General features: G+C 31.7%; 11 protein-coding genes. 8 read left to right on the forward strand and 3 right to left on the reverse strand.

The window, feature by feature from the left end; translation table 11 throughout:
• The first annotated feature begins 22 nt into the window (after positions 1 to 22).
• Together pepF and CLORY_RS08820 are read left to right on the forward strand one after the other, a co-directional pair.
• Positions 23 to 1,822 (forward strand): oligoendopeptidase F, encoded by a 1,800-nt coding sequence (pepF, locus tag CLORY_RS08815; RefSeq protein ID WP_079423376.1) that lies wholly within the window; start codon positions 23 to 25, stop codon positions 1,820 to 1,822.
• Between the two features lie 124 nt (positions 1,823 to 1,946).
• A complete protein-coding gene (locus tag CLORY_RS08820; RefSeq protein ID WP_341456639.1) occupies positions 1,947 to 2,522 on the forward strand; it encodes a rhomboid family intramembrane serine protease in 576 nt (191 codons plus the stop codon).
• A gap of 31 nt (positions 2,523 to 2,553) precedes the next feature.
• Here CLORY_RS08820 and CLORY_RS08825 read toward each other — a convergent pair whose 3' ends face one another.
• The gene (locus CLORY_RS08825) at positions 2,554 to 2,970 is read right to left on the reverse strand and encodes a putative ABC transporter permease (RefSeq protein ID WP_079423380.1); all 417 of its coding nucleotides are present in this window, start codon (positions 2,968 to 2,970) and stop codon (positions 2,554 to 2,556) included.
• 171 nt (positions 2,971 to 3,141) lie between these two features.
• Between CLORY_RS08825 and CLORY_RS08830 the strand changes: the two genes are divergently transcribed.
• Positions 3,142 to 3,903, forward strand: coding sequence for a DsrE/DsrF/DrsH-like family protein (locus CLORY_RS08830; protein WP_139376006.1), 762 nt, complete (start codon positions 3,142 to 3,144; stop codon positions 3,901 to 3,903).
• 127 nt (positions 3,904 to 4,030) lie between these two features.
• Positions 4,031 to 4,636: a TraR/DksA C4-type zinc finger protein gene (locus CLORY_RS08835; protein ID WP_079423384.1), complete on the forward strand. Its 606-nt coding sequence runs from the start codon at positions 4,031 to 4,033 to the stop codon at positions 4,634 to 4,636.
• 126 nt (positions 4,637 to 4,762) lie between these two features.
• Here CLORY_RS08835 and CLORY_RS08840 read toward each other — a convergent pair whose 3' ends face one another.
• Complete coding sequence (locus tag CLORY_RS08840; RefSeq protein ID WP_079423386.1) at positions 4,763 to 5,629, reverse strand: damage-control phosphatase ARMT1 family protein; 867 nt, start codon at positions 5,627 to 5,629, stop codon at positions 4,763 to 4,765.
• Positions 5,630 to 5,641: 12 nt separating this feature from the next.
• Positions 5,642 to 6,661, reverse strand: a complete 1,020-nt coding sequence (gene mltG, locus CLORY_RS08845; RefSeq protein ID WP_079423388.1) for an endolytic transglycosylase MltG — start codon at positions 6,659 to 6,661, stop codon at positions 5,642 to 5,644.
• Between the two features lie 146 nt (positions 6,662 to 6,807).
• Here mltG and CLORY_RS08850 point away from each other — a divergent pair, with 146 nt between their 5' ends.
• The 4 genes from CLORY_RS08850 (at position 6,808) to CLORY_RS08865 (ending at position 13,182) form a co-directional block, all read left to right on the forward strand.
• Positions 6,808 to 7,812 (forward strand): transglutaminase-like domain-containing protein, encoded by a 1,005-nt coding sequence (locus CLORY_RS08850; RefSeq protein ID WP_079423390.1) that lies wholly within the window; start codon positions 6,808 to 6,810, stop codon positions 7,810 to 7,812.
• Positions 7,813 to 8,232: 420 nt separating this feature from the next.
• Positions 8,233 to 9,666 carry a DEAD/DEAH box helicase gene (locus CLORY_RS08855; protein ID WP_079423392.1) on the forward strand — a complete coding sequence of 478 codons (1,434 nt, stop codon included), beginning with the start codon at positions 8,233 to 8,235 and terminating at the stop codon, positions 9,664 to 9,666.
• A gap of 29 nt (positions 9,667 to 9,695) precedes the next feature.
• Entirely contained in the window at positions 9,696 to 11,441 is a 1,746-nt protein-coding gene (locus CLORY_RS08860; protein WP_079423394.1) for an ABC transporter ATP-binding protein, read from the forward strand.
• Positions 11,392 to 13,182, forward strand: a complete 1,791-nt coding sequence (locus tag CLORY_RS08865; protein WP_079423396.1) for an ABC transporter ATP-binding protein — start codon at positions 11,392 to 11,394, stop codon at positions 13,180 to 13,182. Before CLORY_RS08860 ends, CLORY_RS08865 begins: the two co-directional genes overlap by 50 nt.
• The last annotated feature ends 85 nt before the right edge of the window (positions 13,183 to 13,267 follow it).

Below are 13,267 nucleotides of genomic sequence, written 5' to 3' on the forward strand. Positions count from 1 at the left end.
TTAAAAAAGGGAGTGTTGCATAGTGTCACAGGGCAAAATACCAAAGCGTTCAGAAATAGCAGATAAATTTAAATGGAAACTTGAAGATATATATGCTGATAATGAACTTTGGGAAAAAGATTTTTCCAAAGTAAAGGAAGCAGCTAAAACGCTTGAGACATATAAAGGTTCTTTAGGAAGTTCAGGCTCAAAACTGTTAGAAGTACTAGATTTATACTTTGGTATGAGAAGACTTTTTGAAAAGGTATATGTATATGCTCATATGAGAAGTCATGAAGATACTACGAATTCGCTTTATCAAGGATTTGCTGATAGAGCAGATGCTTTATCAACTGAAATATCAAGTGCTAGTTCTTATATTACTCCAGAGATATTAGATGTACCAGAAGAAAAGCTAAACAAGTTTATATCAGAAAATTCAGGGTTAGAGCTATATAGAACATTTTTAAATGAAATATTAAGAAATAAACCTCATGTGCTTTCAGCAGAGCAGGAACAGATACTTGCAATGACAGGTGAGGTATTGCAATCTGCAAGCTCTATTTATAACATGATAAACAACGCAGACATTAAATTTCCTACAATAAAAGATGAAAATAATGAGGAAAAAGAAATAACAAAAGGAAGATATATTCCTTTTATGGAATGTTCAGATAGAAGAGTTAGAAAAGATGCCTTCGAGGGGCTTTACAGCACATATATGGCTCAAAAGAATACTTTTGCTGCTACATTGAGTTCAAATGCAAAAGCAGACATGTTCAGATCTAAAGCTAGAAAATTCAGCTCGGCTAGAGAAGCATATCTTTTCGAGGATAATGTTTCAACCGATGTATATGATAATCTAATTAGTACAATTCATAGTAATATGAATCTTATGTATAGATATGTTAAGCTTAGAAAAAAGATGTTAAAACTAGATGAGCTTCATATGTACGATCTATATACGCCAATAGTTCAGAACGTATCGATGAAAATTCCGTATGATGAAGCAGTTGAGACTGTAAAAAAAGCATTAGCAATTTTAGGACCTCAATATATTAAGGATTTAACAGATGGTTTTAATTCTGGATGGATAGATATATATGAAAATGAAGGTAAAAGGAGTGGAGCTTATTCCTGGGGCTGTTATGATTCACATCCATATGTACTTTTAAATCATACAGATACATTGGATAACATGTTCACAATAGCTCATGAGATGGGGCATTCTATGCATACCTTCTACTCAAATAAAAAACAGCCTTACCAATATGCAGAATATAAAATATTTGTAGCTGAGGTTGCGTCTACATTTAACGAATCTATATTGATGAACTACATGTTAAAGAATACAACAGATAAGACTCAGAAAATGTACCTTTTAAATCATTATATGGAAAGTTTTAGAGGTACAGTATATAGACAGACCATGTTTGCTGAATTTGAAAAGATAGTTCATGAAATGATAGAGAGTGGTAAAGCTGCAACTGCGGAAAGCCTATGTAGGATTTATCATGATCTTAATGTTAAATATTTCGGGAATGACATAGTAGTAGATGACTATATTGATATAGAATGGGCAAGAATTCCCCATTTCTATAGCAGCTTCTATGTATATAAATACGCAACAGGTTTTTCAGCTGCTACATCATTATCAACCCAAGTGTTAAATAACGGGGAACCTGCATTAAAAAAATACTTAAACTTCCTTACAAGAGGTGGATCTGATTATCCGCTTAACCTATTAAAGGATGCAGGAGTTGACATGAGTACTCCAAAACCTATAGAAGATGCTCTTAAGGTGTTTGAAAGTGTACTTGATCAATTTGAAAGCTTAATATAATAAAAATATGGATCATTTGAGTATAGTAACAATTACGGCAAAATCATCAATATAACTATTGAATACAATAAGCAGTAATTGGTTACTATACTATATATAAAGAATTAGAGAAGGGAGAATGCGTATGCGTGGAAGATTTGTAAGAGTAAAATATAATGCGCCTGTAATTTTAACATTTACCTTTCTCGCACTGCTTAGCTACGCTTTAGGTGTTTTAACCAACGGGCTGACGACAAGATTAATTTTCTCAAATTATAGAACTTCTTTTTCTGACCCTTTAGAGTATGTACGTTTATTTTCATATATACTAGGACATGCAAATTGGGAACACTTATCAGGAAATTTTATAATTATACTTATGGTGGGACCAATGCTGGAAGAAAAGTATGGCTCAAAGGTACTTGTAAGATTAATTCTTATAACGGCATTTATATCTGGAGTTATTCACATGTTTCTTTTCAATGACATGCTGTTGGGAGCCAGTGGTATAGTTTATATGTTTATTATATTAAGTTCCTTTGTAAATGCTAGAGAAGGAGAAATTCCTCTTACACTTATAATTGTTTTCTGTATTTTTGTTGGTAAAGAAATTTATGAAGGCGTTGTAAGTCCAGATAATATATCTCAGATGACACACATAATAGGTGGTATCTGTGGAGCGTTTTTTGCATTTAATAAAAAAATTATTGATAGACTATAAAAGAAACTCCATGATTAAAAGAAAAGTTAAATCATGGAGTTTCTTTTACTATATGTACTTCCATTAATAAATCATGAACCCTTTCAAAGAGTAAACCCGCCAAAAACCAAACGGGAATAAAAGTTAGAGTAATTAATCCGTTTATTGAATAATAATTTCCACTATAGTCCCAAGGACATTTACCAATAACAATTCTAAGAAGCAGACCAGTAGAATATTCTATAAAAAATATCAATATTGTATATATTCCCCCTCTCAATATAACTGGTAACTTTCTTATTCTATTATGTACTGGTTCCAGAAGTACTCCGAGTCCGTAGATAAAAAACATCCATACGTAGGTTCTTCCTTCCATTGTAATGTTCTGGCTTATTAAAGAAGCTAAGCCGGTCCAGAATACTTCTAAGCATATACCAAGCAATCCATAAATAATATACCTTATCTTCATATAGTTATTTTTCCTATATATGCAATAAATATACCCTTAGATTATAAATTAGGAATAAATAATTGATTTAAAGGACAAATAGCTTTTTAGAATTATTTTTTATTATATATACTTATATAATTCGCAATACATAAACTTATGAATATACTATATAATAGGTATTAATTTTCTGTGGGGGAGATTATCATTTTAAATAATGATATGAAAAAGAATGTTACGGAAATAGATATAACACCACTGACATATTCAGAGCAAATTATAGCAGTTAAACGTGCTATGAGCAAGATAAAGATTAATACAATATTAAAAATCAGAGCATCTGCACCTAATTTCTATTATGATGTAGTTAGCTGGTGTAAGGTGACACATAATAAACTTGTTAGTATTAACACAATAGATCATGCTGCTGAAGTTGAAATCGAAAAAACATCAAACAATGTTGAACTAAATAAGGAAAACTCTATTAAGCAGAAGACATTGTTAATTTTTAGTGATGACCTGGATAGGGCAGCTGCAGCTTTTATAATTGCTAATGGTGCTATTGCTACGGGTAATAGGGTTACAATGTTTTTCATGTTTTGGGGTATTAATATCATTCGAAAAGGAGAAAAAATACAAAAGAGAAGAACCACGACTGACATTGTTACGGATAGATTTATGCCTAGAGACAGCAGGCATTTGAAGCTTTCTAGAATGAAGGTTTTAGGTATAGGCTCAAGAAATATGAGAAGACTTATGAAAGATAGAAACATAGGTTCACTTGAAAAGCTTATAGTAACTGCAATAAAAGGCGGCGTAAACATGATAGCCTGCGGTATGTCTATGGAACTATTGAACATAAAGAAAGAAGAACTAATTGATGGAGTTACTATAGGCGGAGTTGAGGACTTTATTGAATCTGGGGATATATCTCAGTTTAGCTTATTTATATAAGGCAATAATAGTAAAAGTCTCTAACTTGTGTAGAGACTTTTAAGTTATTATATAAATAAGTGTAATAAAAACTTCTCCTTTTGAAAGAATATAACTAAGTATTACTTTTGAAAGGATGATTGATTGTATGGATAGGGAAAGACTTACATACTATAAAGATAAACTTATCAAAGAGAAAAAGAGAGTCAATGAAGCTATTGAACAGCTAAATGATAATGACATGACTAAATATAATGTTGATATTGCTAGTGAATTATCATTTTACGATAATCACCCTTCTGACATAGCTACAGAAACCTTTCAGGTGGAGATGGGTAGATCACTTGAAGCAAATGAAACATCAATGCTAGACAAGATAAATGACGCTTTAAAAGCTATAGATGAAGGAAGTTACGGCAAATGCAAAAAATGTGGAAAGGATATAGAGGAAGAAAGATTAGAAGCTTTACCTTATGCAGAAAATTGTATTCGGTGTCAACAGACTATCAGTGCGGAAAGAACCTATAATTCTACGCGTAGAGTGCCAGAAGAAAGTGTACTAAGGCCACTTGGATTTGGGTTTACCCACTATAATGAAGGTGAAATAGGGGTTGATGCAGAAGATACCTACCAAATGGTACAAATGTTTGATAGAAATAAGGATATAACCGGATATCATAATGAAGATGATGATTATGTTGAAGAGGTTGAAAGAATAAGTAATCAGGAATACAAGAATCAATTACCTGATTGATTAATAAAAGAAAATGCTGCTTTACATAAACTTGAAAGCAGCAATATGTAAAATGATATTTTAAAATTTGCAGAGTCAGCATAGGAGATGAAGTGATATAAGAAGGCATTTTATAGCCTGCGAAAGTCACTTCACTCCTTTTTTAAAAAATACCATCTCTCCGAACGGTGCGTTCGCATCTGTTCCTACACATTCACATTTTATTTTAAGCAAAAAGAAGATTTTATCTAAAAGAGTTTTTTCTTCACTTAACGATTCATAGTTTGCCTGTCCTTTTGAGATTATTACTGGTGCATTATACATAATATCCTTAAATTCATTTGAAATTTTTGTTAGCGGAGTACCAAGATAGCTGCTTCCGCTTTCAACAACCTGAGCTATTTCATCCATTCCAGTATAATGAGCATCATACATAGTAGAATCATTTAATACAGCCCCAGACTTAACCGAATAGATAACTTTCTTATTTAGCGCCTTGAGTTCCTTTACTAATATCTTATCAAAGACGATTTCACCGGCGTTATCGCCAAGAATCAATACTGAATCGGACTTTTTTATTAGATTATAGAATTTATCGAAATCATCTACAGCAAATCCTTTTTTTAGGCTTTGTTCAAGTGCAGCATCTATATCAAAGTTTCTATTTATACCAAGATCTATAACATTTCCAGCTACAGCTATTTTTAAGGCATCATAAAGACGATTATTAGATTTTGAGATGATTTTTTCTAGCTTTTCGTAAAGTGAAAGTGCCATATCATTTGATTCCTTTTTAACTGATTCATATGGATCACGTATTCCTATTTTTTCATAAGCTTTAAAAATTATTTCTGATGAATTATCGCATGGAGTTCCGTTTCTGTCCAAATTTTTTACGTCATCCATAAGCGAATAAAGAATTTCATGCTGTTTATCTGCATCAATATTTGCCATAGTCATGCAGGATACTGCTTGTTTTAGATAACAATGTACACAATCTATTACTACTTTCATTTATTAACCACCTTATTTAGAAATATATTTATTGACGTTTTTTAAATGCTCTGAATAAGTTTTGCTAAATATATGACCGCTTGGTCCTTTTACATAATATAAATAACTGTTCTTTTCAGGATTTAATGCTGCTTCGATAGAAGCTTTTCCGGGAGAAGCTATAGGGCCTGGAGGCAAACCTTCGTATTTATATGTGTTATATTTTGAATTAACTTTTAAATCTTTATACAAAACTCGTTGAATTTTATATTTTCCAAAAGTTTTAGCATAAATCACAGTAGCGTCTATCTGAAGCGGCATGTCTTTTTTTAATCTGTTATAAATTACACCAGCAATTCTCCTTCTCTCACTGTCGTTAGCAGCCTCTTTTTCTATCAGTGAAGCCACTGTTATAATTTGATTTGTGTTAAATCCCATCTTTTTTGCTTTTGATAGGTTTTCTTGGTTCATTACTCTGGAAAAGTTTTGATACATTAAATTGATTATATCTTTTTCAGAATAAGAAACAGGAATATAATAAGTATCTGGAAATAAATATCCTTCCAAATCATATTTTACGTCATTGTTTATTGCTAATAATCTATTATAATCGAAATCTTTATATTTTGCATTAAGAAACTTATTATTAACTATAAATCTGTTTTGCTCGAGTATTTTTTCTATTGAAAATAAGGATAGTCCTTCAGGAATCGTTATTTTAGCAAAATCTGATTTGCCGGTACGTAACTTATTTAACAGATCTTTCATAGGGGTATGCGCTTTAATTATTAGGTTAGATGCATTAAAAGGCCCCTTTATTTTGTAATATGCAGCGCTTTTAACAAATTTATTAGCTGAAGAAATTATTTCTCTATCTTTTAGCTTCTGGGCTGTATCATTAATAGATGTTTTTTCTTGAAGCATAAAATAAACGGCACCATTATTCAATGTTGCTGTATTCATTTTTCGACTGTACATATATAGTCCTAAAAACGATAACAAAACTAGCATTACTATAAAACCAAGTGTAAAAATAAAAAATTTTCTTTTCATAGTATCAGCTCCTAAGTATAATATAAATATGAATCACATTATAGATTATATTATAAAAAATGATTTTGTGGAATAGTTTTACAAGCATCGTAGGATATCATATAACATAGTGTAACTAATTAATATAAAATGGAGGATGGGAATAAATGATGAAGAAAAGGATTATAGGTTCAGCTCTTATAATAGTTATGTTGTTCAGCTTTATTCAGTTTGACAACGCTTATGTTACAGCAAAAACTCTGAACAGCTCATCACACTACAAGCTTTCGAAAACTGGTACCTATCAGTTAACAACTAACATAGTATTGAGCTCATATTACAATACCAAATTCAAAATGACGTACAATATTGGCAAATTGAGTAAATCTCCTTACCAGAAGGAAATTAGCTTGAAGGTATACGGAAGTGGAGCAAAACTTAAGAAATATTCAGATGGAAGACGACAGTTAGTAATAAGTTCTACCACAAAAAATGGACGAGCTAAGTATAAGATTGTAAGGGTGTATAAAAACAGTGCAATTACATATAATAAGACACTTCTATCAAAAGCATCCAGCAGCTATAAAGGATTTAAGGATTATAAGAAATATACTTCAGCTGAGAGTAAAATTGAAAGCAATAACAGCAAAATAAAAAGTAAAGCTAAAGGTTTATTTAAAGGTATAAAGAGTCCGTATAAAAAAGCTCAGAAGGCTTTTGCTTTTGTAAATAGTTATATGACCTACGGATATACTTATCAGAATAAAGGTGCATTGTCTGCTTTAGTACATAAATCAGGAGTATGTGAAGACTATGCTGAACTATTTATAGCACTTTTAAGAGCAGCAGGAGTTCCTGCTAGGATAGTGACAGGATATAGAATAAATCCACAGTATTTTTCAAATAAAACCGTCAAAAACGCAGAATATTATTCACATGCATGGCCGGAATTCTATCTTCCTAAATATGGATGGATCGTTGTAGAACCTACGTTTACCTATTTGTATAATGGTAAAAAAACAGTAGACTATAATTTCTTCGCAAAACTATCATCACCTAATCATTTTATATCAGGCTATAGCGCTGCAGGTAATGATATGGTATCTTTAATGAGGTATTCTGCTCAATACAGTATGAATCATAGCATTACTACCTCTATTACAAAAAAATAATGGATTATTTTATAATTTGTTAATAAAAGTTAGATAAATTGTTAATTGTGATGTATAATCAGTAATGTAGCAATATGAAAATTAAATAAAGTTATGTCTGCGGTAGAATAAGGAGCCATGACAGCTTCTATACCGATAGGGAAGATGCTATAGATGAATTTTGGAGTAAAAGCGGGGTATTAGGTTCGAATATGAAACCTCCCGCTTTATTTGTGGTTGGTGGGCTTAGAAATATAAAAATAGCTAAAACCTTCAGAAGGAGATATAATAATTAATGGTATTAATACAAAAGATACTACATATGGATTTTGCAGCCGCATGTTACTCAGCTGTGCAAAAAGCTAGGCTATGACAGAACTTTCCTTACTGTAGAGGAATTTCTTAAATTTAAAAACGCATAAATGGAACGGAGATATAAATATGGAGAACGAAGATTTTGAAGCACTTATAAAAGATGAAAAAATACTAAAAGCTATCGATAAATTAGGTTATTCTAGGCCTTCTAAAGTTCAAAGCAAGGTTATGCCGCTTATGCACGCACATAAGGATATTATTGTACAGTCTCAGACGGGAAGCGGTAAAACTGCAGCCTTTGGAATACCTCTATGCGAAACTATAGACGTGGAAATGCGAACACCTCAAGTGCTAATATTAGCGCCTACAAGAGAACTTGCTGTTCAGATAAAGCAAGATATCGAAAATATTGGACTCTATAAGAGCATACATTGTGTTGCTGTATTTGGTAAACAGCCAATAAGCTTTCAAACAAAAGAGCTTAAACAGCGAGTCCATATTGTAGCAGGTACGCCTGGAAGGACATTAGACCATATCAAAAAAGGAAGTTTGTATGTTGAAGATATAAAATATCTTGTCATAGATGAAGCTGATGAAATGCTTAATATGGGTTTCATAGATGAGGTCAGCGATATTATAAGAAGACTGCCTAAAAATAGAATTACAACACTATTTTCAGCTACTATGCCGGAGGAAATAGAAAAGCTTTGTGCTTCTTATATGGTTAAACCTGAAAGAATAAGCATAACACCGGATAAAGTAACTGTAGAAAATATTGAACAAAAATGTGTTGCTACTGATGTCAGCAGCAAATTATTAACGCTAGAGACTGTTTTGTATTTAGAGAACCCTGACAATTGTATTATTTTTTGTAACACAAAGGCTACTGTAGATAAAATTTACGATAGATTTAATTCACTCAAATGGCCTGCAATAAAACTGCATGGTGATATGCTTCAGAATGATAGACTAAAAACAATAAATAATTTTAAAGCTGGTAAAGCTAGATTTTTAATAGCGACAGATATTGCAGCCAGGGGACTTGATATCGAAAGTTTAAGCTGCATCATTAATTATGATATGCCTGTGGAAAAGGAACGCTATGTTCATAGGATTGGAAGAACTGGAAGAGCTGGTAAAAAGGGTACTGCAATTACATTTGTAACATCCTATGATGAAAGGATGCTTTCAGAAATTGAAGAATATATAGATTACAAGTTTGAGCCGACATCAATAGAATTAGAAAATATATCTGAAGAATATAAAGCAAGATTTGCAGCAAAGAATGTTGTTAAAGCGAAAAATACTACAAGTTCTAAAATAGGTAAGGATGTGATGAAAATTCATCTGAACCTAGGAAAAGATAAGAAAATAAGGCCTGGAGATATAGCTGGAGCTATATCAAATATCGATGGTGTAAATGGTGAAGATATAGGTATCATTGAGATATGGGATAGGTTTTCTAATGTTACTATACTTAACGGTAAAGGCAGTATAGTTCTTAATAATTTGAAAAAACTAAAGGGGAAAAATGTAAAAGCAGCTGTAGCTGACAAGTAACATAATTAACAATTAAGAAGGGGATGTGTATGAAAAAAAATAATATAATCGTGAACTTTATTGTTATGCATAAAGTTTCTTATGCTGTTGGATTTGTCTTTCTATTTCTCTCATCCTATGTTACAGCTCAATTCCCAAGAGTGCTTGGAAATGCCATAGATATACTTAAAGTAAATAAATTTGATGTAATGAAAGTCAAATTAAACATATTGTACATGTTAATAATAGCTGCAACTATATTTGTAGCTACATATTTTTGGAGAAACCTAGTTATCGGAAATGGAAGAAAGCTTGAAAATTATATAAGGGAACTTTTATTTCAGCATTTACAGCAGTTGAGTCCAGAATTTTATAATAGAAAAAAGACAGGTGATTTAATAGCTTACGCTATAAATGATATAAATGCAGTGAGAATGACCTTTGGTCCAGCCACTGCAATGACGGTAAACGGTATAGTCATAAGTGTAACTTCTATATACTCAATGTTTACAGTTGTAAATTGGCGCTTGACACTAATTAGTCTAGTACCGATACCTTTTATAGTAATATTTATGGTAAAAGCCGGTATTACCATAAGACAGCGTTTTAGAAAGGTTCAGGAATGCTTTTCTTTAATATCAGACAGAGTGCAGGAGAACATAAACGGAATCAGAGTAATCAAAGCTTATGTTCAGGAAGAGCAGGAAGTAGAAAGATTTGAAAAGCTAAATGAACAGATGAAAGAAGCAAATATAAGGATGGTGCAGATATCTTCGATACTTAGACCTACCATAGAAATATGCTTTTCTGTAAGTTTTGTGTTAAATCTAATACTTGGCGGTAACATGGTTTTAAATTCAACAATAAGTCTTGGAGAGTTTATTGCTTTTAACACATATTTGACAATAATTATGGCTCCAATTATATCTATAGGCCGTATTATTAATATATTTCAACGTGGTATGGCCTCCTATAAAAGGCTTACAGATATTATAGACGAGGAACCTGATGTTACAGATGGAGCAGCCTTAGCAAATAATGAAATCAGCGGAAACATAGAAATAAAAGATTTATCCTTCAGATATCCAGGCGCGGTACGCAATTCATTAAATAATATCAATTTAACTATTCCTAAGGGACATACTGTTGGTATAATTGGTCGAACAGGCAGCGGTAAAAGCAGTATAGCTAACGTACTGCTTAAGCTTTTTAATGTTCGTAACGGCAAAATCTTATTAGATGGGATTGACATCAACGATTATAAGCTGAAAACATTAAGAAAAGGCTTTTCTCTTGTGCCACAGGATAATTTTCTTTTTTCAGCAACTATAAAGGAGAATATAGCTTTCTTTATGGATAGCTATTCGAAGCAGAACATAGAAAATGCAGCAAAGCTCAGCTGCATATATAATAGCATAATGAAGTTTGAACATGGATTTGATACTGTGATAGGCGAAAGAGGAGTAAATTTATCTGGAGGACAAAAACAGCGAATATCTATTGCAAGAGCTATTATAAGGGATCCATCGGTACTTATCTTGGATGATGCATTATCTGCTGTGGATACAATAACCGAGGCAGAGATTTTAGCTAATTTGAAAACATTAAGAGAAAATAGGACAACCATTGTTATTGCTCATAAAATAAGCTCTGTTGCTGAAGCAGATGAAATTATCGTAATGGATAATGGAGCAATAGTGGAAAGAGGTTCTCATGAAGAACTCCTTAAATTTAAGGGGGTGTACTATGATATTTATAAAGAACAAGAAAAAGACAGCAAACGAAACATCTTATAGTAATTCACAAAAAGATCACGGGTTTTTTAGACTTCTCATGCTAACAAAACCACATATTAAGAAAGTAATTATAGCTGCTATATGTGTAATATTGGTTAACATTGCGGAATTAGTAAAACCTTATATTTTAAAATTGGTAATTGATGACTTTCTTATAAAGAGAGTAAAAACTTATGGATTCTATTCGATTAATCTTATGGCATTTTTGTATTTGACAGTTGTGGTTGGAAGCTCTGTATTTTCGGTTATGCAGGCTAATATTATAAATGCTGCTGCACAGGATATAATGAAAGATCTTCGTAAAAAGGTTTTTAAAACAATACAGCTGCTTCCTTTATGGTATCTGGATAAGGTATCCTCTGGAAGGCTAATAACCAGAGCCACAAATGATGTTGAGGCTCTTAGTGAAATGTATACGGATGTAATAATAAATCTATTTAAAGATGTATTTTTTATTATAGGCATTGTTTATGCAATGGTGTCATTGAATATTGAGCTTGCGATGATATCTTTTATTCTTCTTCCAATCATGGCTTTTATTGTCGTAAATCTAAAAAATAAGATTAAAAATAATTTTACGAAAATGAAAGCACTAATAGGAAGAATTAATGGATTTATGTCTGAGAATATCTCTGGTATGAAGATTATTCAGATATTTATAGGAGAAAAAGAAAAATATCAAGAATTTAAAAAGCTTAATGACGAATACTTCGTAACTACAAAATATCAGGTTTGGATAAACAGCTTTTTAAAACCAGCATCTGAGATCTTTAAAAATATATCAATTGCCATACTAGTATGGTATGGTATGAATAAAATTGGTAATCATACTCTTCAGATAGGTGTTTTATATGCATTTACTACATACATACAGCAATTTTTTAATCCTATTTCTGATCTTGCCGATAATTACACAACTATACAATCAGCACTTGTATCTGCTTCAAGAATATTTGAGCTATTAGATACGGAGGAATCATTGGAGAAACTGGATAATGGAGAAATCGTTCCTAGTTTCCAAGGAACTGTTGAATTTAAAAATGTATGGTTTGCCTATAATGATGAAAACTGGGTGCTTAGGGATGTAAGTTTTAAGATTGAAAGAGGAGAAACTGCAGCTTTTGTTGGAGAAACTGGTGCAGGAAAAACAACTATTATTAGTTTAATCAGCGGTTTTTATAATATACAGAAAGGTCAAATATTGATTGATGGTAAAGATATCACTCATATAGCCTTAAAATCGTTAAGAAGAAATGTGGCTGTTGTACTTCAGGATGTATTTCTATTTTCAGGAGATATAGCTGAAAATATTAAACTTAATGATAATATAACTGATGAAGTTGTAAAAGAAGCTGTAAAGCTATCCTGTGCTTCTGATTTTGTTAACAATATGGAAAATGGAATTAATGAGAAAGTTATGGAAAGAGGAAGTACTTTTTCAGCCGGTCAAAGACAGCTTATCTCATTTGCAAGAGCAATAGCTCATGATCCCTCTATTTTAGTACTGGATGAAGCTACAGCAAATATAGATACTTTTACAGAAAAATTAATTCAAGAAGCTATAGAAAATATATCACAAAATAGGACAACTTTAGTTATAGCACATAGACTTTCTACAATACGAAATGCAGATAAAATAATTGTAATGCATGATGGAAAAATTAGTGAAATGGGGAATCATCACAGTTTAATGCAGAAAAAAGGATACTATTACGATCTTATTGTTAACGGAGAATCCTAATAAATAATTACCTTACTTACCAATAATATCAATACATATTAAATAATCCTTCTGGCTACTATATAAATGACTATACGGATATAAT

The organism is Clostridium oryzae, assembly GCF_002029235.1.
GTDB classification, from domain to species: Bacteria; Bacillota; Clostridia; order Clostridiales; family Clostridiaceae; genus Clostridium_AE; species Clostridium_AE oryzae.

Bases quoted from the DNA above. Each gene is read 5' to 3' on its own strand.
- CLORY_RS08820 (WP_341456639.1), top strand. From the start codon at position 1,947: ATGCGTGGAAGATTTGTAAGAGTAAAATATAATGCGCCTGTAATTTTA.
- CLORY_RS08825 (WP_079423380.1), bottom strand. From the start codon at position 2,970: ATGAAGATAAGGTATATTATTTATGGATTGCTTGGTATATGCTTAGAA.
- CLORY_RS08835 (WP_079423384.1), top strand. From the start codon at position 4,031: ATGGATAGGGAAAGACTTACATACTATAAAGATAAACTTATCAAAGAG.
- CLORY_RS08840 (WP_079423386.1), bottom strand. From the start codon at position 5,629: ATGAAAGTAGTAATAGATTGTGTACATTGTTATCTAAAACAAGCAGTA.
- mltG (WP_079423388.1), bottom strand. From the start codon at position 6,661: ATGAAAAGAAAATTTTTTATTTTTACACTTGGTTTTATAGTAATGCTA.
- CLORY_RS08850 (WP_079423390.1), top strand. From the start codon at position 6,808: ATGATGAAGAAAAGGATTATAGGTTCAGCTCTTATAATAGTTATGTTG.
- CLORY_RS08855 (WP_079423392.1), top strand. From the start codon at position 8,233: ATGGAGAACGAAGATTTTGAAGCACTTATAAAAGATGAAAAAATACTA.
- CLORY_RS08860 (WP_079423394.1), top strand. From the start codon at position 9,696: ATGAAAAAAAATAATATAATCGTGAACTTTATTGTTATGCATAAAGTT.
- CLORY_RS08865 (WP_079423396.1), top strand. From the start codon at position 11,392: ATGATATTTATAAAGAACAAGAAAAAGACAGCAAACGAAACATCTTAT.